This window comes from Acinetobacter sp. ACNIH2 (assembly GCF_002934965.1).
GTDB classification, from domain to species: Bacteria; Pseudomonadota; Gammaproteobacteria; order Pseudomonadales; family Moraxellaceae; genus Acinetobacter; species Acinetobacter tandoii.
In genome coordinates, this window is the sequence record NZ_CP026412.1 from 2,711,706 (window position 1) to 2,735,290 (window position 23,585).

The window sequence follows — 23,585 nt, forward strand, 5'->3', positions numbered from 1 at the left end:
GGCAGTTCATGGGGAACTTTTGCAGGAATTGTGGTGAGTTTGTAAATTTTTGCATGAAAGCCAAGCTAAAAATATTTAAATTAAATAGTCTTAAATCAAGGGTTTAATTTTATAAAAAACGATAAATAAAATGATCAGGAAATGAAATTTCTAAAAAGTAAAAAAAATCGTATTTTCTTTCACTTGTCACAATGTAAGATGATAATGAAAGGGCTGGTTAGGTGTACAGTTTATTTCAAAAAATTAGGGCGTATATTTGCTAAAAGTTGTTTATTTTCCTGAAAAATTCGGTATCATGCCGCTCCTAGTTATTTAATTAAATACTGTCTAACTAGATTCTATAAAGCACCGAGTCAAAGGACCGCAAGTCACCAGACTTATTTCTTTCAACCCATATCAGAGATGGTAATTCGATATGAGCGTTTCTTCTGTAAACCCTGCCACTAATTCTACTAACGAATACTATTTGACTCGCCAAAGTCAGATGGAATCCAATGTTCGTAGCTATCCACGTAAATTACCGTTAGCGATAGCAAAAGCATTAGGTTGCTGGGTTACCGATGTTGAAGGTACAGAGTACCTTGATTGTTTAGCTGGGGCAGGAACATTGGCATTAGGCCATAATCATCCTGCGGTCGTTCAAAGTATTCAAGATACACTGACAAGTGGCATTCCATTACATACTTTAGATTTAACTACACCGTTGAAAGATGCTTTCACGGAAGCGTTGCTTTCGTATCTTCCGGGCGGTAAAGAAGAGTACTGTTTACAGTTCTGTGGTCCATCTGGTGCAGATGCGACTGAAGCAGCGATTAAACTTGCGAAGACTTATACAGGTCGTAGCTCAGTAATCAGTTTCTCTGGTGGTTATCATGGTATGACCCATGGTTCTTTGGCAATGACAGGTAACTTGTCTGCTAAAAATGCTGTGAATGGTTTAATGCCAGGCGTACAGTTTATGCCATATCCGCATGAATACCGTTGCCCACTGGGTTTAGGTGGTGAAGCGGGTGTTGATGCGTTAACCTATTTCTTCGAAAACTTCATTGAAGATGTAGAAAGCGGTGTCACTAAGCCAGCAGCAGTTATTCTTGAAGCGATTCAAGGTGAAGGCGGTGTTGTGACAGCACCAACCAAATGGTTGAAAAAAATCCGTGAAGTGACTGAAAAGCACAACATTGTATTAATTCTTGACGAAGTTCAAGCGGGCTTTGCTCGTTCAGGTAAAATGTTTGCCTATGAACATGCAGGCATTGAGCCAGATGTAGTTGTAATGTCAAAAGCTGTTGGTGGTGGTTTACCACTTGCGGTGCTAGGTATTAAACGTAAGTTTGATGCATGGCAACCAGCGGGTCACACGGGTACTTTCCGTGGTAACCAGTTGGCAATGGGTACTGGCTTGGTCGTATTAAAAACGATTACTGAGCAGAACTTAGCGCAAAATGCACAAGAGCGTGGCGATTTCTTACAAGCTGAATTGAAAAAATTAGCGCAAGAATTCCCATGTATTGGTAACGTTCGTGGCCGTGGCTTAATGATCGGTGTTGAAATCGTTGATGAGCGTAAACCAGCTGACCATATGGGTTCTTTACCAGCAGACGGTCAATTGGCAGCAGCAATTCAAGCGGCATGCTTTGATAACAAACTTTTGTTAGAAAAAGGTGGTCGTAACGGTACAGTGATTCGTTTACTTTGCCCATTAATCATTACGCAAGAAGAGTGTGTAGAAGTAATTGCTCGCTTTAAGAAAGCAATTGCTGAAGCGCTTGTTGCGGTGCGAGGCGCTCAATAATGGTTGATTTTGCAGAACACCGTAAAGCGTTACTCTGCAATGATGCCCAATCCATTGCTGACTATGAGTCAGCAATGGAGCAAGCTACCAAAGCGGTAGCGGCATGGTTGCAAAATGACAAAATGTACACAGGCGGCAGCATCAAAGAATTACGTGATGCGATTGCTTTTAACCCAACTAAAGAAGGTTTAGGTGTACAAAAGTCATTGGATCGTATGGTTGAGCTTTTCTTAAATAAAAGCTTAAAAGTACATCACCCTCATTCTTTAGCACATTTGCATTGCCCAACCATGGTTGCAAGCCAAATTGCTGAAGTTTTGATTAATGCAACCAACCAATCTATGGACTCATGGGATCAAAGCCCAGCGGGTTCTTTGATGGAAGTTCAATTGATTGATTGGCTTCGTCAAAAAGTCGGTTATGGTGCAGGTCAAGCAGGTGTATTCACTTCTGGTGGTACACAGTCTAACTTGATGGGTGTACTCCTTGCGCGTGATGCTTGCATCTCGAAAAACTGGAAAGACGAAAACGGTAATCCGTGGTCTGTACAGCGCGATGGTATTCCTGCGGAAGCAATGAAAAACGTTAAAGTCATCTGTTCTGAAAATGCACATTTCTCTGTGCAAAAGAACATGGCAATGATGGGCATGGGCTTCCAGTCTGTGGTCACTGTTCCTGTTAATGAAAATGCACAGATGGATGTAGATGCTCTCGAAAAAACCATGGCGCATTTACAGTCAGAAGGCAAAATCGTGGCGTGTGTGGTTGCAACTGCGGGCACAACCGATGCGGGTGCAATTGACCCACTGAAGAAAATTCGTGAAATCACCAACAAATTTGGCGCGTGGATGCATATCGATGCGGCATGGGGTGGTGCACTAATTTTATCGAATGATTATCGTTCGATGCTGGATGGGATTGAGTTATCTGATTCGATTACGCTTGATTTCCATAAGCACTATTTCCAAACCATTTCTTGCGGTGCATTCTTGCTTAAAGATGAAGCGAACTATCGTTTCATGCACTACGAAGCTGAATATTTGAACTCAGCCTATGATGAAGAACATGGTGTTCCAAACCTAGTATCGAAATCTTTACAAACAACTCGTCGTTTTGATGCGTTGAAATTGTGGATGACTGTAGAAGCTTTAGGTGAAGAGCTTTATGGTTCTATGATCGATCACGGTGTTAAATTGACACGTGATGTTGCCGATTATATTAAAGCAACTGATGGTCTTGAGCTTTTGGTTGAGCCACAATTTGCTTCTGTATTATTCCGTGTTGTACCAGCAGGCTACCCAGTAGAATTGTTGGATACATTGAATCAAAACGTTGCAGATGAATTGTTTGCGCGTGGTGAAGCGAATATTGGTGTAACTAAAGTAGGTCAAGTGCAATCATTGAAAATGACGACACTGAGCCCTGTTGCAACATTAGAAAACGTACAGAAGTTGCTGTCACTTGTTCTTGCAGAAGCAGATCGTATTAAAGGTCCTATTCAAGCAGGCACATATACACCAGCGATTGACTAATCGTCATGTTGTTAAAAAAGCCTGGAAAATTCCAGGCTTTTTTGTTTGTTATATAGGAAAAATGTTTAAGCTAAATGCACAGGATGATAGTTGTGACTTTTCGATTTAAGTAAAAAGTGATTCTGTTCCTTAATTTTTTTCAAAACAATGTAAGACTTAATGTGACCAATAAAAGAATAGGTTAATAAGCGTTCTGTCACAAAATGCGAAAGTTGCTCTAAGTTTTCAGCGACCACCTTCAGAATAAAATCTGCATCGCCACTGATCGAAAAAGCATCTTGAATATTGTCTTCCGCTTCGATGAGTTCTTGAAAGGCTTGTTGGGAAGATGCTTCGTGTGTTCTTAAGTTAATATGAATCATGGCAGTCACTTCCATGCCTAAAGCCTGTTGCTGTATGCGGGCGGTATAACCCAAAATAATGCCTTTTTGCTCTAGCAGTTGTCGTCTTCTCGAGCACTGTGATGCAGATAAACCAATTAAATCGCCAATTTCCTGATTGGTGAGCCGTCCATTTTTTTGTAGTGCTTGAATGATTTGCCAGTCGAACTTATCCATGCATAAAATCCTTTTGTGATACACAAATCTTGTATTTTTATTAAAATTCGGTTTCATTATGCACGAAATTTACGGCGTAGATGAAATATTATTTTTCTATGGAATAAAAAATGGTCTCAAAGGATATCGAGCAATGTTCATAGAAATTGGTGAATTTTTAAATCTTCGTTTAAAACAAATGGGTATACAGCATCTTTTTGGTGTACCTGGTGATTTCAATCTTTCTTATTTAGAACAAGTTGAAGCAGATGCTCAGCTAAAATTTATTGGCAACTGTAATGAGTTAAATGCGGCTTATGCAGCAGATGGCTATGCACGAATTAACGGTTTTGCAGCATTGGCAACTACATATGGCGTTGGTGATCTAAGTGCAATTAACGGCATTGCAGGAGCCTATGCGGAAAATGTACCGATGGTACATATTTCAGGAATTCCTCCTTTGCATGTGGTTCAAAAAGGCATTCTGGTTCACCATACATTGGTCGATGGTAACTATGACAATATTATGAATTGCATGAAAGAATTTACTGTGGCGCAAACACGTTTAACACCTGCCAATGCAGCTTTTGAAATTGATCGTGTTTTACGTCAGTGTTTTCTAGAGCGTCGTCCAGTGCATATTCAGCTAGCATCGGACATTACCCATGTAAAAATTGAAGTGGATGAGCGACCACTCGATCTCAGTTATCCATCGGTTGAACCTGATTTACTAAGTAGCGTAGTCGATCAACTGTGTGGCATTTTGGCAAAAGCAAAAAGCCCAGCATTGTTGATTGACAATGAAGCCGCCGTTTTTGGGGTGACCTCTTTATTACATGATTTATCTAACAAGTGCTCGATTCCATTTGCTGGTATGAATACAGCAAAAAACATCATGGATGAGGGCTCACCGCGTTATATCGGAACTTATGTGGGTGGAGCGAGTCAACCGCACGTAAAAAATGTGATTGAACAGTCGGACTGTTTAATTGGGGTTGGTGTTCGCTTTACTGATGTAGGCTCAGCAGTATTTACGCATCAAATTGCGACTGAAAATTATATTGAAATTAAGCCTTATGGTTTGAATATTTTTGGTCAGGACGTACCGGGTATTGAAATTGGCCAATTGTTAGTTGAATTAAATAAAAAAGTAGCACCGCGTAAAACACCACACCATATTGTGACTCAGTCCCCTACACAAAAAAGACCTGAAGTTAATGAGCAGCAGAAACTCAGTCAAGAACTACTGTGGAATGCTATCGCAGGTTTCTTTAAGGATGATGATGTCATTATTGGAGAGGTTGGAACTTCAAACTCTGCACTATCGGGTTTAAAGCTACCCGCCACTGCAAAATATATTTCTCAGCCACTTTGGGGTTCAATCGGTTATACCTTGCCCGCTTTACTTGGAAGCCTGTTAGCTGCGCCTGAGCGTCGACAAATTCTGTTTATTGGAGACGGTTCATTTCAATTAACTGTACAAGAACTCTCGACCATTATTCGTCATGGTCTCAAGCCAATAATTTTCTTGTTGAACAATGGTGGCTATACCATCGAGCGTTTAATTATGGGTGAAAATGCGGCGTATAACGATATTCAAAACTGGAACTATGCACAAATTCCAGCAGTGTTTAATGGAAGTAAGGCTTATCAATCACATATGGTTGAAACAATTGGGCAACTGCAACAGGTTTTGGATAACGTGCAGCAACAGGATGGACTGACTTTTGTGGAATTAAAACTCCCTGCCATGGATGCTCCTTTAAGTTTGAAAAAATTTGCCAACGTGATTGCACGATTTGACTATGGTGATCGTGGCTATGAAATTTTAACTCAGCGTTCAAATACGCTGGAATGTAAAAATGTAAGCTCGTTCTAAGCTGGAGACCGCAGCGTCTTTTTAAAAAATGGAATTAAATTAAAGCATATTAAGTCCGAAGATTAATTATAGGTCTTCGGTCTAGTGCTGAATAAAGGTGTACAGGACGTTACACTTACAACGGAGAAAATGTATGGATGAAAATAATCAGCATGCTTTGAAACAAGGCTTGTCGAATCGGCATATTCAATTGATTGCCTTAGGTGGCGCAATAGGTACAGGGCTATTTTTAGGACTTTCACAAACCATTAAACTGGCAGGGCCTTCTATTTTGTTGGGCTATGCTATAGCAGGGATTATTGCATTTTTAATTATGCGTCAGTTGGGTGAGATGGTGGTCGAAGAACCCGTCAGTGGCTCATTTAGTCATTTCGCCAACAAGTATTGGGGCAAAATGGCTGGATTTATGTCTGGTTGGAATTATTGGGTGTTGTATGTGCTAGTCAGCATGGCTGAATTAAGTGCAATCGGTACATTTGTTCAGTTTTGGTGGCCTGAAATTCCAACGTGGCTCACCGCTTTATTTTTCTTCATTTTAATGAATGGCATTAACTTGGTGAATGTCCGCTTTTTTGGCGAATCAGAATTTATATTTTCTTTTATTAAGATTATTGCGATTTTGAGCATGATTGGCTTTGGGGCTTATTTACTGTTTTCGGGTTCAGCAGGGCCACAGGCTGGTATTGCAAATTTATGGCAGCATGGTGGATTTTTTCCACATGGTATGCATGGTTTTGTCATGGCATTGGCAGTCATTATGTTTGCTTTTGGTGGTTTAGAGTTGATTGGGATTGCCGCAGCAGAAACTAAGCAGCCAGAAACGACTATTCCTAAAGCAGTTAATCAAATTGTCTACCGAATTTTGATTTTCTATATTGGTGCAATTGGTATTTTGCTGTGCCTTTATCCTTGGAATATGGTGGCAGAAGGTGGTAGTCCATTCGTTTTAATTTTCCAGTCACTCAACAGTAACGGTGTTGCTAATGTTCTAAACTTTGTTGTGTTAATTGCTGCAATTTCTGTTTATAACAGTTGTATTTACTGTAATACTCGTATGTTGCACGGCTTAGCAGAGCAGGGGAATGCACCTGCAATATTGAAAAAAATTAACAGTCGCGGTATTCCAGTACCTGCTGCAATTGTATCGGCATCAATCACAGCAGTTTGTGTCTTGGTGAATTATTTGATTCCTGGACAAGCTTTTCAGCTCTTTATGATGTTGGTGGTTGCCGCATTGGTGATTAACTGGTTGATGATTTCGGTAACACATTTGAAATTTAGTAAAGCCATGAAACTACAAGGACGTCAGACCAAGTTTCAAAGTATTTTAAGTCCATGGACAAACTACTTGACCATCGCTTTTGTTTGTATGATTCTGATTATTATGGCGCTTACACCAGATATGCGTTTGGCTGTGATTTTAGGTCCCATTTGGATGGCAGCTTTAGCAATCACATATGTACTCAAATATCGTAAAAAAATGTTGGTAATGCCAGAAGCACAGTCCAATTAAAGTTTTAAAAGTTATACATTTAGGGTTACCCGACTAACGTGAGGTAGCCCTTTTTGTATTTAAGAATGACTGAGTAGAGTAAGTGTAGGTATTCGAGATAGGTAAAAAATTCTTAGATTCTTAAATTCATGCTTTAAAACTGTTTAATTAGGTAGGAAAGGCTGAATTGGGTAAGAGGGTATTAAGATAACGGACACACTTTAAAGCATGTAAAAATGACATCAAGATGAATTGTTACACTTTACAGCTAGTAATTAAAACATAAAAATAAGAATATAATTTATGTTACATATTGAATCTAAAAGAATTTTAAATAAATCATCATTCAAGCTCCAAATATCATAAAAGCGTCATATTGCTGTAACTTATTTGTCATATTTTAAAATCAAAATGCATATATCGAAAAAAGTACAAAACTGAATAAAAAAGTGACGTACTTCAAATTGCACACATTAAGAGAGATGAGTATGCGCTTAAACCACATCGCACTTGCATTGGCAGTAACAGGGGCAGCTGTAGCAACAACTGCAAATGCAGCACGTGACACAATTCAAATCGCTGGTTCTTCAACAGTATTGCCATATGCAAGTATTGTAGCTGAAGAATTTGGTAATACATTTCCGCAATATAAAACTCCAGTTGTGGGTTCTGGTGGTACTTCAGGCGGTTTAAAACAGTTCTGTGCAGGTGTAGGTGACAATACGATTGATGTGGCAAATGCATCACGTAAAATTAAAGATACAGAATTAGCTGCTTGTAAAAAAGCAGGCGTAAACAAAATTCACGAAATCAAAATTGGTTATGACGGTATTGTTTTTGCGTCAAACTCACACAAAGCAGCATACAAGTTAAAGCCTTACCATGTATTTGCAGCTTTAGCTGAAAAATTACCATCAAATGGTAAGTTAGTTCCAAACCCATATACACGTTGGAACCAAATTGACAAAACACTTCCAAACGAACCAATTACTCTTGTAATTCCTGCTACAAACCACGGTACACGTGAAGTGTTCCAAGAGAAAATGGTTGAAGCTGGTTGTGAATCTTACGATTACTTCAAGAAGTTAGATAAAGATGCTCAGAAGAAAGCATGTTCAGCTTTCCGTAAAGACGGCAAAGTCATTGAAATTGCAGGCGACTACACTGAAACATTGGCTCGCTTGAAAACTTCTCCAAGTGCAGTAGGTGTGTTTGGTTTAGGTTTCTACGATCAAAACCGTGACAAGTTACGTGTAGCGACAGTGAACAACGTTGCGCCATCTGAGAAGACAATTCTGAATGGCTCTTACCCTGTTTCACGTCCATTGTTCTTCTACGTGAAAGGTGAGCACCTTCAATCAATCAAAGGCTTACAACAATACACGGAATATTTCTTAAACAAGAAAGTTTCAGGTAAAGGTTCTAAGTTAGAAAAGGCAGGCTTGATTTCTATGTCAGACAAAGAGCGTGCAAAAATTCTTGCTGACTTTAAAGCAGGCAAAGCTGTTAAGTAATTCAGTGAAATAGGCAAATGGTGGGATCTCCCACCATTGGCTTTTTGTACATAGTGAGTTTTTTCAAAGAATGAAAATTGAAAAAACGGTGGAGAATACATGAATCTGCTACTTATAGGCGTGTTACTGGCCATAATTGCGATCGCTTACCAAATTGGTCTCGCAAAAAGTCGTAACTTAGCAGGTAAGGGAAATAACTCAGCAATGTTGCATTCACGCCCAGGATATTATGGGGCATTGGTTGCGTTGTGGTGTGGTATCCCTGCTTTTTTAATTTTGATTGTTTGGAATATCGTTGAACCCAATATTTTGCGTCACATTGTCATGAACAATGTTCCTGCAAATGTATTAAGTGGTTTAGATGCTGCGGGTGTTGAAGTACTTCTAGATCGTGTACAGGCAATTGCATCAGGTTTTGGGGTAAGTGATCAAGCTGCGCCATATGAAATCGCGGCTGCACAACAATTGGCAAAGGTTGAAAGTATTGGTTCTTTTGCAAAATTAGCTGTGGTGATTTGTGCTGCCTTAGTCGGTTTAGTCTGGGCAAAAAAACGTGTACAAGGACAATACCGAGCACGAAACCAAGTTGAAAAAATCATCAATATTGGTTTGGCGTTGTGTTCGGGCGTGGCAATTCTGACAACCGTCGGTATTGTGATGTCGATGTTTACTGAAGCCATGCATTTCTTCCGTTTTGTCAGCCCAATGGATTTCTTCTTTGGTACTGAATGGAACCCAGGTTTTAGTACTTCAGGCAATGCGGAAGGCAGTTATGGTCTGCTCCCATTAATTTGGGGAACCTTGATGGTTAGTGGTATTGCACTACTGGTTGCAGTACCTTTAGGTCTCATGATTGCCATTTACTTGGCTGAATATGCTTCTTCAGGCTTCCGTTCTTGGGCAAAGCCAGCTATTGAAGTTCTCGCAGGTATTCCAACCATTGTTTATGGTGTATTTGCGATGATGATCATTGGTCCATTCTTTAGAATGCTCGGTGAACAAGTCGGCGTGAACATCAATGCGACCAGTGCGTTGACGGCTGGATTCGTGATGGGCATCATGATTATTCCATTCGTATCTTCACTTTCAGACGACATTATCACTCAGGTACCTCGTGCATTACGCGATGGTTCTTTAGGTTTAGGTGCAACCAAGTCTGAAACAATCAGAAAAGTAGTTTTGCCTGCAGCTTTACCTGGCATTACAGGGGCTTTCTTACTTGCAGTATCTCGTGCTGTTGGTGAAACCATGATTGTGGTTTTAGCCGCAGGTAATAGTCCATTACTTCATGCAAACCCACTCGAAGCAGTATCAACCGTAACAGTGACGATTGTGAAGCAATTAACAGGGGATACAGATTTTGCCAGCCCTCAAGCATTGGTTGCTTTTGCATTGGGTCTGACCTTATTTGTGATTACTTTGGGTCTGAACATTATTGCACTTTACATCGTGCGTAAATATCGCGAGCAATACGAATGAGCACATCGAATTCTTCTTCTATGGGTCAAACATTTGACTCGCAATCGGCTGCTGAATTGCGCGAAAAACGTAAAAAGATTATTGAAAACTCATTATCTAAACGTCACCGCAAGGAAAAAATCTTTCGTGGATTTGGCTTTGCAGCAGTAATCTCTGGCTTATTCTTCGTGGTTTTACTGTTTGGCAGTATTTTGGCGAAAGGTTTGCCTGCCTTCTGGCAAACCAGTATGTCAGTTCCAGTGTATTTTGACCCAACGATTGTGAATGCGGGTGCTAAACCTGTACAGCGTGCAGGAGAGTCTCCAGCACAGTTTCAAGAGCGTTATGTGGCTTGGCAAACCGAAATGGGAATGGTTGACTGGGATGCACTGATTGTGAATGGTCTGATTAAAAAAGATCCGTCACTGGCAGCTCAACGTGACGAACTTACCAGTATTTATACTGATTCAGAATCGTACCGTTTACGTGATATGGTGTTGGCTGATCCAACGTTGATTGGTAAAACAGAAGATATTAAGTTGTTAACTGATGCCAATGTCGATGTATGGTTGGCGGGGAACATTGACCGTAGTCTTCCTGATGAGCAACAGCAATTAAGCCCAGAAGTTCGTCAGTTGGCTGATTCTATGGAAGCGAAAGGTGTAATTGAAAATACCTTTAACACCAATATTTTCACCAATCCAGATTCACGTAGTGCGCCAGCAACATCAGGTTTAGCAGGTGCATTTATGGGCTCGCTGTTCATGATGTTGATTGTGATTTTTATCTCAATTCCAATTGGGGTGGCATCAGCAATCTATCTTGAAGAATTTGCGCCCAAAAATATTGTTACCGATATTATTGAAGTGAACATTAACAACCTTGCAGCCGTTCCTTCGATTGTATTCGGTTTGTTGGGTGCAGCAATATTTATTGGCTGGATGCAGTTACCATTGTCTGCGCCATTGGTTGGTGGTTTGGTATTAAGTTTAATGACTTTGCCAACGGTAATTATTACCACACGCGCATCTTTAAAAGCAGTTCCGCCATCCATTCGCCAAGCTGCATTAGGTTTGGGTGCATCGCGCATTCAAACTGTATTCCATCATGTGCTTCCTTTAGCACTCCCAGGGATCATGACAGGTTCAATCATCGGTGTTGCACATGCACTGGGTGAAACTGCACCACTACTATTAATTGGAATGAGTGCCTTTGTTGCCAGTATTCCTAGTACACCATTAGATCAAGCCACAGCATTACCTGTACAAGTTTATTTATGGCAGGGCAATGAGTTACGCAACTTCTTTGAAGGACGTACTGCGGCAGCCATTATCGTACTTCTTGCATTAATGATTGGATTAAACAGTCTTGCAATTTGGTTACGTAAGAAATTTGAAGTCCGCTGGTAATTGAGGGCAATATATGAATACCGTTGTAAATAACTCTTTAGAGCAGGACAAGTCAGTGAATCCACAACAGACTCAATTTACATCTCCTGAAGCTGATTCAAAGCGTCAAACGTCGTTTATTTCGCAGTTTGATACGCAAGCGTCTGCAAAAAAAGAAAATGAAACTGCCAAAGTAAAACTCAGTACTTCTGATGTTCATGTTTATTATGGCGATGCTGAAGCCATTAAAGGGATTGATTTAGAAATTTATCAAAATGAAGTGATTGCCTTTATTGGTCCTTCAGGTTGCGGTAAATCGACTTTTTTACGTACCTTAAACCGCATGAATGACACCATTGATTCATGCCGTGTGACGGGTAAAGTCTTGTTGGATAATCAGGACATTTATGATCCAAATCTAGATGTGGTGTTACTGCGTGCGCAAGTAGGTATGGTCTTCCAAAAGCCAAATCCATTTCCAAAGTCTATTTTTGACAATGTTGCGTATGGTCCAAAACTACACGGTTTGGCACGTGATAAATACGACTTGGAAGAAATTGTTGAAAACAGTTTGCGTAAAGCAGGTCTTTGGGATGAAGTTAAAGACCGTCTGAATCAACCAGGGACAGGTTTATCAGGTGGTCAGCAACAACGTTTATGTATTGCACGTACCATTGCGGTGAGTCCAGAAGTGATTTTGATGGATGAACCATGTTCTGCACTCGATCCAATTGCGACAGCAAAAGTGGAAGAACTAATTTCCGAGCTTTCAACACAGTACACTATTGCAATCGTGACACACTCAATGCAACAAGCGGCACGTGTTTCAGACCGTACAGCTTACTTTCACTTGGGTGATTTGATTGAAGTGAACTCGACAGAAAAAGTGTTCACGCAACCTGATCATCAGCTTACTGAAGCATATATTACAGGTCGTTTTGGTTAATCAGATCTACTTGTATCTAACCGCAAATTTTAATTTGCGGTTTTTTTTACCTGCAAAATTTTTCCTGATTTAAGTTAGAAAGGCCAATAATTACAAGGCAATTTTTATCCCAATATTATTGCAAAAACGATATTGAATTTTCACTATAAAAGCCCCATCTTATACTCAATGTAAACAAAATTGAGAATTACTTACATATGTTATTTCAATTGCCGAAGTTGCCTGCGGAAATACGAGTTAGTCACTTAAATGCACGCGTAAATGAACAAAGAAAAAAAATTGCGCAAACGACTGCTTCAAAATTAGAGCTTTTACAATTGACACAACAATTGGCGAAAGAAGCACGCGCACGTAAAAAGAACAATCAAAAAATCTATGTATTGGACTTTAAAGGCGATACCGCAGCATCTGCTGTAGATAATATTCGTGAAGAAATAACTCTTATTTTAGCGACTGCTAAGGCAGGTCGTGACCGTGTTGTTGTTCGTTTAGAAAGCCCTGGTGGTATGGTACATGGTTATGGCCTAGCTGCTGCCCAGTTGGTGCGTTTACGTGATGCAGGTTTTCATTTAACCATTTGTGTCGATAAAGTTGCAGCGAGCGGCGGTTACATGATGGCATGCATTGCCAGTGAGATTATTGCTGCACCATTTGCGGTGGTTGGTTCTATCGGTGTGGTTGCACAAGTACCCAACTTTAACCGTTTGCTGAAAGAACATCATGTTGATTTTGAGTTGTACACAGCAGGACAATTTAAACGCACAGTGACTATGTTTGGTGAAAATACTCCTGAAGGTAAAGCAAAATTTGAAGAAGAGTTGCAACAAACCCATGAGTTATTTAAGCACTTTGTCGAAAAATACCGTCCGCAGTTAAATGTTGAAAAGGTTGCGACAGGCGAACACTGGTATGGGCGTGATGCGCTAGATTTGAATTTGGTCGATAAGCTTCAGACTTCAGATGAATACCTATTGAGCTTGTTACCACAACATGATGTTTATGTGATTCAAACTCGTCGTAAACCAACTTTAGGTGAAAAAATTGGCCTACAGGCAGCACAAATTGCAGACCAATTGGTTCCAACTGTGATGCATAAAGTAATGGAAAGTCTAAGTAAGGCAAATGCGAATTTGGTGCAAATGCGCGATCCTAAGCTTTAATTTTAATGTATAAAATGATGAAATTTAAAAATGCCCTTTATGGGCATTTTTTCTGCATTTTAATTTTCAAATCAACTTGTATTGGTATGAAGCCTTTATAAATTCATAATGAGAAGTTGTGATATGAATCGCACCATCACAATAACCCCAAATGCTAAGATTGACTGAGTGCTTCTTTAACTTACAGTTATTTGGCAGTTGCTCATCTTTCGAATTATCCGAATCGTATTTTTGTCCTGTGTAATATTTATTTTTTAGATGTGGAATTTGCGGTAAGGGCAGGATAGATTAAGTACAAAATGCCATAAATTAAAGAACCTATTGTTGCTAACAGCATGTCCATATGAGCATCCCAGATGTCACCTTGTTGACCGTTATAGTTTTCAGCATCTTCTGGAGAAAGTTGAATGGCAATTAACCATTCGACCCATTCATAAATCAGGCTGGTTGCCATCACAAACTGGATCACTAAAAGGAAAAGTACATAAGGTTTGAGACTAGGTAACCAAACTTGAAACACACGATAGAAAAAAGGATAGAGGAGCAGTCCATAGACTAAATGTACCCATCGATCGTACATATTGCGTGTCCAGCCCATGGTTTGATTTAAATCAAAATGAAAAACTTGCTTGAACCATTCATTATAGGGCACATAGGAATATAAATAATGCGCACCGATAATATGAATGAATAGGAAACCCAAGTACAGGCTAAAAGTAAGAAAACTCAGTCCGATCTTTTTCATCATAATGAACAGAACAATAAGCATAAAAATTGTTCCTGCTTGATGAAGTAAATATGATTCGAATTCTAGAGGGTGAATACTGGTAATTAAAATTGTAGTAGCAATGAACGCTAAGCAAAGCCAGTGTTTTAAAGTCAGTTGGTATTCGATCATTAAATTTATTCATATAAATAGTTAAGCATAAAAAAAGCGAAGCCTAAGCTTCGCTTTTTAAATTAACAGCAAATTAGATTTTAGCAATTAAATCTTTAATTTGTTTTGCTTGTTCAGCAGCATTACCTGTGTAGCTTGCAGGCGTCATTTCAGCTAAACGTGCACGATCGGCTGCTGGTACAGCTTCAAGTTCATTACCATTGACGAAGTCAACCATCATGTCACGTGTCATAGCTTGACCGCGTGTAAGGGCTTTCAATTTTTCGTATGGCTTTTCTACGTTATAACGACGCATAACCGTTTGAATTGGTTCAGCAAGTACTTCTTGAGCGTTGTCTAGATCTTCAAGAATACGCGCAGCATTGAGTTCAAGTTTACCAATACCTTTTAAGCATGCTTCAAATGCGATTAAGCTTTGAGCAAAACCAACACCCATGTTACGAAGAACAGTTGAGTCAGTAAGGTCGCGCTGCCAACGAGAGATTGGTAATTTTTCACCTAGGTGCGCCAATACAGCATTCGCAAGACCTAGGTTACCTTCAGAGTTTTCGAAGTCAATTGGATTCACTTTGTGTGGCATCGTTGAAGAACCGACTTCACCATCTTTAAGTTTTTGTTTGAAGAAACCTAAAGAAATATAACCCCATACATCGCGGTTAAAATCGATCAAAATCGTATTGTAACGACGTAAAGCATCAAAAAGTTCCGCCATGTAGTCATGTGGTTCAATTTGCGTGGTATACGGGTTAAAGTCTAAACCTAAAGATTCAACAAATGCTTGTGAATGTGCAGGCCAGTTAATGTTTGGGTAAGCTGATAAATGTGCATTGTAGTTACCTACGGCGCCATTAATTTTGCCAAGTAATTCCACATTTTGGAACTGCTTGATTTGGCGCGCTAAACGGTAAGCTACGTTTGCCATTTCTTTACCCAAAGTTGTTGGGCTTGCTGTTTGACCGTGTGTACGAGAAAGCATTGGTTGTTCAGCGTGTTTCTCAGCCAATACCACAATTGCATCAATAATTTGTTGCATAGAAGCAACCAATACATCACGACCATTTTTCAACATTAATGCATGAGACAAGTTGTTGATGTCTTCAGATGTACATGCAAAGTGAATAAATTCGCCCGCATTTTTAAGTTCATCAATATTGGCAATTTTTTCTTTTAAGAAATATTCAACCGCTTTTACGTCATGGTTGGTTGTTCGTTCAATTTCTTTAATGCTGTTTGCATCTTCTTCAGAAAATTGAGCAACGATAGCATCTAAAGCTGCATTTGTTTCAGCTGTAAATGCTGGAACTTCAACAATTTCAGGGTGGTTCGCAAGCGCTTGCAACCAGCGCACTTCAACAGTCACACGAGCATGGATTAAACCAAACTCAGAGAGGAAAGGACGCAAAGCATCACATTTGCTAGCGTAACGTCCATCTAATGGAGAAAGTGCAGTTAAAGCGTTCATGGTGATTCCTTAAACTTTGGAATAAAACGTAAAACGAAAATTTCGTACAGCATTAGGTTAAACCACCTGATACTGTAAACGAGCGAGATCTTGAATATCTTGAAGCAATTTACGTTTGCTAAAAATCATGCTCCAAGAGCTTCCTCCAAGCTGACGCCACAAATGTGCCATTTGTAGACCGGTAAAGAGGGCAGCACGAATTCGATTGGTGTGCGCTGTATCCTTAAATGCTTCTGCATTGCCACGTACCATAATGCGAGGATTAATTTGTCCTGCGGTATCGACATAGGTTTGGGCTAAGTTTGCAAGAATGCTCGGATGCGTATAATTATTGTCGAAAAAAGAGAGTTGTTTCAGAATCTTTTGCTGTGATTTTTCAATAATTTCTACAAACTTTGGATTGCTATACACCTTCTTTTCTAATTGTAATAATGCCATAGCATAGGACATCGGAAGCTTAGCATTTGAAAGTTTAGGTAAGCGAGATTTTGGTGCAGGATTAAATGGCTGGGTAATACTACTTTCTAAGGTTTTTAAACCAAGCGAAATATCAGCGAGTTGGTTGAAAAAGTCCAAGGTTTGGCAGGATTGATTGGAGGTCGGACGAATATTTAGGCTGGCTTTAATGAGCTGCTCTAAATAGAAATTCCCGCTATCTCCGATGCTCTGTCGCCCAGAAATAGCGGTCATATGGGTGAGTTGTGTTGCCTGAAACACAGCCGCAAGCGCCAATGCACGATTTTGACGTTGACTTAAAGTTTGAGGCTGTTGAAACGGTAACTCAACCATACCGAACAATCCTTTTATGCAATAAAATCTGGCTTAGGCGCATTGGTATGATGAATGACACCACCACCTAAACAAATATCATCTAAATAAAACACGACACTCTGACCTGGAGTAACAGCACGTTGTGATTCATCAAATTCAACCCGAACACCGTTTGGCATCGTGTCATCTTTATATAATACGCAAGCTTGGTCAGGTTGGCGATAACGGGTCTTAGCTGTACAGCGGAAACCTGTAGCAGGGATGTCTTGTTCACCTGCAACCCAGTCAATCGCTTCACTCCAAAGCATCGTACTTTGCATGAGTGGGTGATCATGACCTTGGCCAACGACGAGACGGTTATTTGCAATATCTTTGTGCAAGACGAACCAAGCACCTTCTTCAGCACCTTTCATACCGCCAATGCCAATGCCACCACGCTGACCGAGCGTATAGTACATTAAGCCGTGATGATCACCAACCTCTTTCCCATTATCCAACACAATTTTTCCAGGTTGAGCAGGCAGGTATTGTTTCAAGAAGTCATTAAATCGACGTTCTCCAATAAAACAAATGCCAGTTGAGTCTTTTTTCTTCGCAGTGACTAAACCTAGCTCTTCTGCAATGCGGCGAACTTGAGGTTTTTCAATTTCACCTACAGGGAACAAGGTTTTATTAATTTCACGACCATGTACGGCATGTAAGAAATAAGTCTGATCTTTATTTTGATCTAAACCACGTAGTAAAGGCGCATATTCTTCACCACGTGAGTTGGTCATGGTTTCACCACGACGGCAATAATGACCTGTAGCAATAAAGTCGGCGCCTAAATTCACCGCATGGTCGAGAAAGGCGCGAAATTTAATTTCTTTATTGCACAAAATGTCTGGGTTTGGGGTACGACCAGCAGCATATTCAGCGAGGAAGTGTTCAAACACACGATCCCAATATTCCATCGCAAAATTTGCGGTATGTAATTTAATTCCAATTTTATCGCAAACGGCTTGTGCATCGGCAAGGTCTTCCATGGCCGTACAGTATTCCGTGCCGTCATCTTCTTCCCAGTTCTTCATGAAAAGTCCTTCAACTTGATATCCTTGTTGAAGAAGAAGTGCTGCAGATACAGAAGAGTCTACACCACCAGACATACCGACGATGACACGTTGTTGCATAGGATTAAGCATCCAGATTTGAGATAAGAGGAGAGTTTTGGTGCTCATAAACGAGCGATAAAGGGTATTTTTGCCCAGCGAGCGCATCTTTGACCGCTTTAATGACTAAAGGGCTACGTGCGCGAGCAGTTTCTTGAAGTTCATCTAGGGTCATCCATTTTGGACCAACAATACCTTGATCGAGTTCAGCTTCAGGAAAATACTCTAGAACATGTGCTAAAAAACAAAATCTAAAATAAGTACGATCAGGGAACATAGGCGGAGTGTAAGTATAAATGCCTAGTAGAGCATCTACTTCAACCGCATGACCTGTTTCTTCCATGGTTTCACGAACCGCTGCTTGAATAATGCTTTCACCACATTCAACATGCCCAGCAGGTTGGTTAAACACCGTATGTGTAATACCTTCGCTGTGTTCTTCGACAAACAAAAACTTTCCGTCTTTTTCAACGACAGTGGCTACGGTGACATGAGCTGCCCAAGCGGTCATAAAAAAGTACCATGGAATAAAAGGAGTATTCTACAAAATTTAGGAGGCGGTGGCTATGTTGACAGACAGTTTTCTTCGGGGGAATCAATCCTCTGTTGTTTTGGTCATTCAGTTTTATTTCTTAAAATTCTACTAAATTTTTGAAATTATAGGAGTAAACCTGTTATATATGAAATAAAAGCTGCTTTCATGTGTTGAAGAATATGCCGTCTAGTAATAAAAATTGCTATTTAAATAATCATTTTTTTGCATAAGATATTGATTTTAAATAAAATTTAAAAAATAAAAGCCATATTTTGCAGCAATCAGGGTGTCAGATGAAAGCTTCAGATAAATTTATACTTTACTCTACACTGTTATTAATATCCGCATTTCTTTTTTATTTTTTATTCAAGCTAATCATTTGGCAATATGAAGAATATAACGATAGACGTGGTTACTGTACAGCAGAAGGAAAATATCTTTCAGATCAAGAAAAATTGAGAAATCTTAAGGCGGATATTATTCAAATTCGATTGGAACAAACAATAAAAGAAAAAAATCAAGGATGGTATGTTGATGATAATAAGGTATTTGCTTCTAAATATGATTTAAGTGATAAAGATAAAATTATAGAACTGATAAAAAAAGCAGATATTAAAAAATCATTTGAAGAAAATTTTGGCTTAGTTGCTGTTGCTACGGTAGAGGAATATAGTAATCGGAAAGAATGCTTAATAAATAATAGGTGTTTAAATATTGATCATTCTCGTGATGGGCTACGTAGCTTATGGAAAGAAGATAATAGTGTTGATATTGATTATTTGAAAAATTTACCTTTGACATATTCTGTAGTGGTAGGTTCAATTGGAATCCTTCCTTTATCTAGTTTGAAAAAAATAGATAAAAATACATATAGTATTCATAGATATGATATTGATCCTCGCTGTTGTGACAGTGAATTGATAAATAATGCATTTAATGGATCCGGATTTTGGGTTGTTACGAAAAATGACACTAATAAAATGAAATCTAATGAAGTAATAATGAGGTTAAATATAGAACAGTTAAATGGGGATGATATTGTTTATATTTATGATTTATATAGGGGTTATAATTTTAATAATATTAAATAAGTTATGTATTATGGATTGTTACTAAGTGTGGCAAGTTTAAGAAGTGATAATTATCCACAAGTGATTAAATTTCATGTAAATTCTTGTGGGTTTATTGATGAGAAAAAAAGATTTTCACTTAAAGTAAAATAAATATAATATTAGAATCAAAGGTATAAATTAAATAATTGATATTATATTTAACATGATGCTACTTATACACAGTATCAAAAAATAGCCCCAAACTAAGGGGCTATTTACAATAAACTTTACGCTGAATATTAATCTCGTTCTCGGTAATTATTTGCCACTTTCACATAGTGTCGTGCAGAATAAGTTAAAAACTCTTTTTCTTTATCGGTTAATGGGCGTGATTTTTGCACTGGGCTACCGACATAGAGATATCCACTTTCTAGATGTTTACGTGGTGGAACTAAACTACCTGCGCCAATCATTACATCATCTTCGATAATCACATCATCTAAAACGATACTGTTGATTCCGACCAATACACGATTGCCAATAGTACAGCCATGTAAAGTGACATGATGTCCAATCGTGACATCTTCACCAATAATAAGGGGAGAACCATTCGGTTTAGCATCATTTTTATGGCTAACATGTAGCATGCAATGATCTTGCACATTACTGTATTTACCAATGCGAATACTGTTTACATCACCGCGAATCACGGCAAAAGGCCATACGGAAACATGATCAGCCAGTACGACGTCTCCAATCACAATAGAGGCATCATCAACATAGCAGCTTGCATCAATCTTCGGTTTGCTATCGAGATAAGGACGGATATTTTTTTTCATGTTCATACAGCATCATTCAGCAATTTATATCTGAGTATAAAAGAAAAAAGCATCCGTATTTGCATACGAATGCTTTAACTTTAGTTTAAGGTGTTAAATCTTAAAATAAGTTTGCGAAGAATTGTTTGATATGGTCGATTAAACGTGCAAAGAATCCTGCTTCTTCAACTGCTTGTAATGCAACCAAAGGTTTTTCTGAAATCACTTTGCCATCTAAGCTCGCAACGTATTTACCTACTACTTGACCTTTTTGTAAAGGAGCAGTCAGTTTAGGTTGAACCACAAGTTGCGTTTTAATTGCATCTGCTTTGCCTTTAGGCATGGTCACGTTGAAGTTTTCAGCCAAGCCAATTTGAACTTCGTTTTCTTTACCAAAGTAAACTTTTGCTTTAGCTAAAACTTGGTTCGCAGGCTGTACTTTTACCGTTTCAAAGTTTGCAAAGCCCCAAGCCAATAAGCTACGTGTTTGTGTCGCACGCTCTTGTATGGTTGGCGTACCAAATACCACAGAGATCAAGCGCATTGGACCACGTTTTGATGAAGTGGTTACACAGTAACCTGCTTCTTCAGTATGACCTGTTTTTAAACCGTCTACACTTGGATCTGTATAAAGCAAGGCATTACGGTTGCCTTGTTTGATCCCATTAAAGGTAAATTCTTTTTCAGAATAGATTGGGTAATATTTTGAACTGTCATGAATGATATGTTGTGCAAGTGTTGCCATATCTTTTGCAGTTGAGTAATGGCCATCTGCTGGCATACCAGTCGAGTTGATGAAGTGGGTATTGGTCATGCCCATACGTTTCGCTTCTTCATTCATCATGTAAGCGAAAGTACCTTCATTTCCAGCAATGTGTTCAGCCATTGCTTTAGATGCATCATTACCCGATTGAATAATAATACCACGCAACATTTCTAAGGCAGTCGCAGTACCGTTTAAAGGAACATACATACATGATTCTGTGCTACTACCACGACACCATGCAGATTCGTTCATACGAACTTTTTCATCTTCAGTGAGCTCGCCCTTCAACAGTTTTTGTTCAATGATGTAACTGGTCATCATTTTTGTCATTGAAGCAGGTGCTAACTTTTCATTTTCATTTTTCGCTGCGAGGATTTGCCCTGTCTCATAGTCCATCAAAACATAAGATTTATTATTGAGTTCTGGCGGCGTAGATAAGACAGTTGCTGCGAAAGAGAAACTTGGTAATAGTAATGTTGCAGCAAGGGCGCTTTTACGGATCATTTCTAGCGGGTTCCAATATCTTGATGTAAGCACAAAGAACTTAGCATTCTAGGACAAAGCATAGCCGACTTCTACCTATGAAATCGGCTTATTTCAAAAGTATTGTAACCAATTTGTTTCAATTGCTATAGGTGGTCAATTCTTGACAGATTTCTTTATTTTTATCATCGCCCGCAGTTTTAGCATCAGATTTTGCCTCGGCTAAAATTGGTTTAAATTTTTTATTTTTACTTAATTCAGCCAAAGCAGAAACAGCATCTTTTTCCTCAGGAAGATGTTCCTGTGCGAGTTTGGCATAGCCTTGTTCAAAGCCATTTTTATTGTCAATTAGGCTCGGGCAGATTTCTGAAAGTACATAAATGGCAGCGAGTTCTTGTTGAGTAACTGTTTGGTTTGGTGTGACTTCAATATTTTCGTCTTTGCTTTCTTCAGCATGAGCGAAAGAAAAAGTAAAAGCGGTGAGTAAAGCTAAAGATGTTGTTTTTAAAGCGGCGAATTTCATAAAGAATAAACTCAAAAGATCAATCTATTTGAGCTAAGGTTAAACAGATTATGTAGAAATGGAAGAGGGGAAATGTATATAAATGGTTGAAATAGTGAAGAAGTTGTGGACTTTGGAAAAGGCTGGCTTGAACTTACGAATAACTTGATTTGAAGTCATTCGTAAGCAATTTTAGCAATTACGCTTGATATTCAACAACATCCATACATACAGCTTGTTGTTCTTCTTTACTGGTTTCTTGGGCAGCTTTGCGTGTTTCTTGCAAAATAGATTTGTACTCTGGGTCAGCTTGCAGTTGATCTAAAGTCATTGAGCCAGTGTAGTCTTTTAAATACATTTGCGTGAGTAATTTTACATTTGCATCTAATTTTGCATTTTTCCCAATAACTGCAGGGCAAACTTCAGCCATAATTTGGGTGGAAGCGATATCTTCTTTTACAATGCTATTTGCTTCTTCTGGGCTTAAACCATCATTTGCGTTAACTGCTTGAGTAAATAAAACTGCAAGACCAAACCCCAAAACACTACGAAATGATAAAGTTTTAATCATTGTAAGGCACTCATTTAGTGATAGATATTGAGCGCTAATATATATAATTTCACATATAATTCAATGAAATGTTCTAGTCAGTCACTTTTTAAAGCGAGTTTTTTGTGAATATTCTTATTGCCAATGATGATGGTGTTTTTGCGCCAGGGATACAAGCTTTAGCACATGCGTTAAAACCATTAGGTCGTGTGGTGATTGTGGCACCTGAAAGTGAACGAAGTGGTTTTTCCAGTGCTTTAACTTTAGATCGACCGCTGCGACCAATCTCAATTGCGCCAGATGTTTGGGCGGTGAATGGCACACCCGCAGATTGTGTGTATCTCTCCATGAATGGACTCTTCGACTTTGAATTTGATTTGGTGGTCAGTGGCATTAATAGCGGTGCCAACCTTGGTGATGACGTGCTGTATTCAGGAACAGTTGGTGCAGCATTTGAAGGGCGTTTAATGAAACAGCCTGCAATCGCAGTTTCTTTAGCAGGAAGCAATGTACGTGGTTATGAGCATCCAGAAGATTATGCAGTTGCGGCACAATGGGTACACGACTTCATTCAGGCAGGTTTGCCAGAGTTACCACCGCGTCATATTTTGAATATTAATATTCCTGATGTTGCTGAGCTGCAAGGTCAGAAAATTACCTATCAAGGTCGCCGCTATCAATCCAAACCGATTACTAGTCATGTCGATCCACGTGGTCGCCAAGTATATTGGATTGGTTTGTCGGGAGAGGCGGTGGCTGAACCAAAACAAGGAATTGCGGGGATTGAGTCAGATTTCTTTGCTGTTGCAAATGGTTTTGTCAGTATTACACCCATTCAAATGGATGCGACCAATTATGAAATTTTACAGAACTTACATGAACAGTATCGCTAAAGCATCAAAA

At 39.2% G+C, this 23,585-nt stretch carries 21 protein-coding genes; 11 read left to right on the plus strand and 10 right to left on the minus strand.

The features are described 5' to 3' along the window. Positions 1–415: 415 nt before the first annotated feature. Both C3F34_RS12755 and C3F34_RS12760 read left to right on the plus strand, forming a co-directional pair. On the plus strand, positions 416–1,792 hold the full coding sequence (locus C3F34_RS12755) for a diaminobutyrate--2-oxoglutarate transaminase (protein WP_104441753.1): 1,377 nt from the start codon (positions 416–418) through the stop codon (positions 1,790–1,792). Continuing rightward, positions 1,792–3,324: a pyridoxal phosphate-dependent decarboxylase family protein gene (locus tag C3F34_RS12760; protein WP_104441754.1), complete on the plus strand. Its 1,533-nt coding sequence runs from the start codon at positions 1,792–1,794 to the stop codon at positions 3,322–3,324. The genes C3F34_RS12755 and C3F34_RS12760 overlap by 1 nt, the downstream gene beginning before the upstream one ends. 65 nt (positions 3,325–3,389) lie before the next feature. On the opposite strand, the gene C3F34_RS12765 is transcribed toward C3F34_RS12760, so the two are convergent. Further along, positions 3,390–3,881 (minus strand): Lrp/AsnC family transcriptional regulator, encoded by a 492-nt coding sequence (locus tag C3F34_RS12765; protein WP_016166810.1) that lies wholly within the window; start codon positions 3,879–3,881, stop codon positions 3,390–3,392. A gap of 133 nt (positions 3,882–4,014) precedes the next feature. On the opposite strand from C3F34_RS12765, the gene C3F34_RS12770 reads away from it, so the two are divergent. The 7 genes from C3F34_RS12770 to sohB all read left to right on the plus strand — a co-directional run bounded on the left by C3F34_RS12770 (position 4,015) and on the right by sohB (position 13,697). Beyond that, a complete protein-coding gene (locus tag C3F34_RS12770; protein ID WP_104441755.1) occupies positions 4,015–5,739 on the plus strand; it encodes an alpha-keto acid decarboxylase family protein in 1,725 nt (574 codons plus the stop codon). Between the two features lie 133 nt (positions 5,740–5,872). Continuing rightward, the gene (locus tag C3F34_RS12775) at positions 5,873–7,252 is read left to right on the plus strand and encodes an amino acid permease (RefSeq protein WP_104441756.1); all 1,380 of its coding nucleotides are present in this window, start codon (positions 5,873–5,875) and stop codon (positions 7,250–7,252) included. A gap of 467 nt (positions 7,253–7,719) precedes the next feature. Further along, positions 7,720–8,745, plus strand: a complete 1,026-nt coding sequence (locus C3F34_RS12780) for a substrate-binding domain-containing protein (protein ID WP_016166807.1) — start codon at positions 7,720–7,722, stop codon at positions 8,743–8,745. 99 nt (positions 8,746–8,844) lie between these two features. Beyond that, on the plus strand, positions 8,845–10,224 hold the full coding sequence (gene pstC / locus C3F34_RS12785; protein ID WP_016166806.1) for a phosphate ABC transporter permease subunit PstC: 1,380 nt from the start codon (positions 8,845–8,847) through the stop codon (positions 10,222–10,224). Beyond that, on the plus strand, positions 10,221–11,612 hold the full coding sequence (gene pstA, locus C3F34_RS12790) for a phosphate ABC transporter permease PstA (RefSeq protein ID WP_016166805.1): 1,392 nt from the start codon (positions 10,221–10,223) through the stop codon (positions 11,610–11,612). Before pstC ends, pstA begins: the two co-directional genes overlap by 4 nt. Positions 11,613–11,625: 13 nt before the next feature. Then, positions 11,626–12,537 carry a phosphate ABC transporter ATP-binding protein PstB gene (gene pstB, locus C3F34_RS12795; protein WP_016166804.1) on the plus strand — a complete coding sequence of 304 codons (912 nt, stop codon included), beginning with the start codon at positions 11,626–11,628 and terminating at the stop codon, positions 12,535–12,537. A 197-nt stretch (positions 12,538–12,734) separates the two neighbouring features. Further along, complete coding sequence (sohB, locus tag C3F34_RS12800) at positions 12,735–13,697, plus strand: protease SohB (protein WP_016166803.1); 963 nt, start codon at positions 12,735–12,737, stop codon at positions 13,695–13,697. Positions 13,698–13,944: 247 nt separating this feature from the next. Here the strand turns inward: sohB and C3F34_RS12805 are convergent, their stop codons facing one another. The 5 genes from C3F34_RS12805 to C3F34_RS12825 all read right to left on the minus strand — a co-directional run bounded on the left by C3F34_RS12805 (position 13,945) and on the right by C3F34_RS12825 (position 18,487). Beyond that, on the minus strand, positions 13,945–14,595 hold the full coding sequence (locus tag C3F34_RS12805) for a DUF2238 domain-containing protein (RefSeq protein WP_016166802.1): 651 nt from the start codon (positions 14,593–14,595) through the stop codon (positions 13,945–13,947). A gap of 73 nt (positions 14,596–14,668) precedes the next feature. Beyond that, on the minus strand, positions 14,669–16,057 hold the full coding sequence (gene purB / locus C3F34_RS12810) for an adenylosuccinate lyase (protein WP_044740264.1): 1,389 nt from the start codon (positions 16,055–16,057) through the stop codon (positions 14,669–14,671). 57 nt (positions 16,058–16,114) lie between these two features. Then, entirely contained in the window at positions 16,115–16,846 is a 732-nt protein-coding gene (hflD, locus tag C3F34_RS12815; protein ID WP_016166800.1) for a high frequency lysogenization protein HflD, read from the minus strand. 14 nt (positions 16,847–16,860) lie between these two features. Next, on the minus strand, positions 16,861–17,997 hold the full coding sequence (gene mnmA, locus C3F34_RS12820; protein ID WP_104442351.1) for a tRNA 2-thiouridine(34) synthase MnmA: 1,137 nt from the start codon (positions 17,995–17,997) through the stop codon (positions 16,861–16,863). Positions 17,998–18,001: 4 nt separating this feature from the next. Further along, entirely contained in the window at positions 18,002–18,487 is a 486-nt protein-coding gene (locus C3F34_RS12825; protein ID WP_044740265.1) for an NUDIX hydrolase, read from the minus strand. 317 nt (positions 18,488–18,804) lie between these two features. On the opposite strand from C3F34_RS12825, the gene C3F34_RS12830 reads away from it, so the two are divergent. Next, positions 18,805–19,602, plus strand: coding sequence for a hypothetical protein (locus tag C3F34_RS12830; RefSeq protein ID WP_104441757.1), 798 nt, complete (start codon positions 18,805–18,807; stop codon positions 19,600–19,602). 260 nt (positions 19,603–19,862) lie between these two features. Here C3F34_RS12830 and C3F34_RS12835 read toward each other — a convergent pair whose 3' ends face one another. From C3F34_RS12835 to C3F34_RS12850, 4 genes are all read right to left on the minus strand, one after another. Further along, positions 19,863–20,402 (minus strand): gamma carbonic anhydrase family protein, encoded by a 540-nt coding sequence (locus C3F34_RS12835; protein WP_044740318.1) that lies wholly within the window; start codon positions 20,400–20,402, stop codon positions 19,863–19,865. Between the two features lie 100 nt (positions 20,403–20,502). Then, positions 20,503–21,651 carry a D-alanyl-D-alanine carboxypeptidase PBP5/6 gene (gene dacC, locus C3F34_RS12840; protein WP_044740266.1) on the minus strand — a complete coding sequence of 383 codons (1,149 nt, stop codon included), beginning with the start codon at positions 21,649–21,651 and terminating at the stop codon, positions 20,503–20,505. Between the two features lie 118 nt (positions 21,652–21,769). Then, a complete protein-coding gene (locus C3F34_RS12845) occupies positions 21,770–22,153 on the minus strand; it encodes an MCR_0457 family protein (RefSeq protein WP_044740267.1) in 384 nt (127 codons plus the stop codon). 178 nt (positions 22,154–22,331) lie between these two features. Further along, positions 22,332–22,703 carry an MCR_0457 family protein gene (locus tag C3F34_RS12850; RefSeq protein WP_016166792.1) on the minus strand — a complete coding sequence of 124 codons (372 nt, stop codon included), beginning with the start codon at positions 22,701–22,703 and terminating at the stop codon, positions 22,332–22,334. 104 nt (positions 22,704–22,807) lie between these two features. Here C3F34_RS12850 and surE point away from each other — a divergent pair, with 104 nt between their 5' ends. Further along, positions 22,808–23,575 carry a 5'/3'-nucleotidase SurE gene (gene surE / locus C3F34_RS12855; RefSeq protein ID WP_044740268.1) on the plus strand — a complete coding sequence of 256 codons (768 nt, stop codon included), beginning with the start codon at positions 22,808–22,810 and terminating at the stop codon, positions 23,573–23,575. Positions 23,576–23,585 lie beyond the last annotated feature (10 nt).

Coding starts and splice junctions, on each gene's coding strand:
- C3F34_RS12845 (WP_044740267.1), bottom strand. CDS start 22,153: ATGAAATTCGCCGCTTTAAAAACAACATCTTTAGCTTTACTCACCGCT.
- C3F34_RS12825 (WP_044740265.1), bottom strand. CDS start 18,487: ATGACCGCTTGGGCAGCTCATGTCACCGTAGCCACTGTCGTTGAAAAA.
- C3F34_RS12850 (WP_016166792.1), bottom strand. CDS start 22,703: ATGATTAAAACTTTATCATTTCGTAGTGTTTTGGGGTTTGGTCTTGCA.
- pstA (WP_016166805.1), top strand. CDS start 10,221: ATGAGCACATCGAATTCTTCTTCTATGGGTCAAACATTTGACTCGCAA.
- sohB (WP_016166803.1), top strand. CDS start 12,735: ATGTTATTTCAATTGCCGAAGTTGCCTGCGGAAATACGAGTTAGTCAC.
- C3F34_RS12835 (WP_044740318.1), bottom strand. CDS start 20,402: ATGAAAAAAAATATCCGTCCTTATCTCGATAGCAAACCGAAGATTGAT.
- C3F34_RS12780 (WP_016166807.1), top strand. CDS start 7,720: ATGCGCTTAAACCACATCGCACTTGCATTGGCAGTAACAGGGGCAGCT.
- hflD (WP_016166800.1), bottom strand. CDS start 16,846: ATGGTTGAGTTACCGTTTCAACAGCCTCAAACTTTAAGTCAACGTCAA.
- C3F34_RS12760 (WP_104441754.1), top strand. CDS start 1,792: ATGGTTGATTTTGCAGAACACCGTAAAGCGTTACTCTGCAATGATGCC.
- C3F34_RS12830 (WP_104441757.1), top strand. CDS start 18,805: ATGAAAGCTTCAGATAAATTTATACTTTACTCTACACTGTTATTAATA.
- purB (WP_044740264.1), bottom strand. CDS start 16,057: ATGAACGCTTTAACTGCACTTTCTCCATTAGATGGACGTTACGCTAGC.
- C3F34_RS12765 (WP_016166810.1), bottom strand. CDS start 3,881: ATGGATAAGTTCGACTGGCAAATCATTCAAGCACTACAAAAAAATGGA.
- C3F34_RS12805 (WP_016166802.1), bottom strand. CDS start 14,595: ATGATCGAATACCAACTGACTTTAAAACACTGGCTTTGCTTAGCGTTC.
- C3F34_RS12770 (WP_104441755.1), top strand. CDS start 4,015: ATGTTCATAGAAATTGGTGAATTTTTAAATCTTCGTTTAAAACAAATG.
- pstB (WP_016166804.1), top strand. CDS start 11,626: ATGAATACCGTTGTAAATAACTCTTTAGAGCAGGACAAGTCAGTGAAT.
- C3F34_RS12775 (WP_104441756.1), top strand. CDS start 5,873: ATGGATGAAAATAATCAGCATGCTTTGAAACAAGGCTTGTCGAATCGG.
- mnmA (WP_104442351.1), bottom strand. CDS start 17,997: ATGCAACAACGTGTCATCGTCGGTATGTCTGGTGGTGTAGACTCTTCT.
- dacC (WP_044740266.1), bottom strand. CDS start 21,651: ATGATCCGTAAAAGCGCCCTTGCTGCAACATTACTATTACCAAGTTTC.
- C3F34_RS12755 (WP_104441753.1), top strand. CDS start 416: ATGAGCGTTTCTTCTGTAAACCCTGCCACTAATTCTACTAACGAATAC.
- pstC (WP_016166806.1), top strand. CDS start 8,845: ATGAATCTGCTACTTATAGGCGTGTTACTGGCCATAATTGCGATCGCT.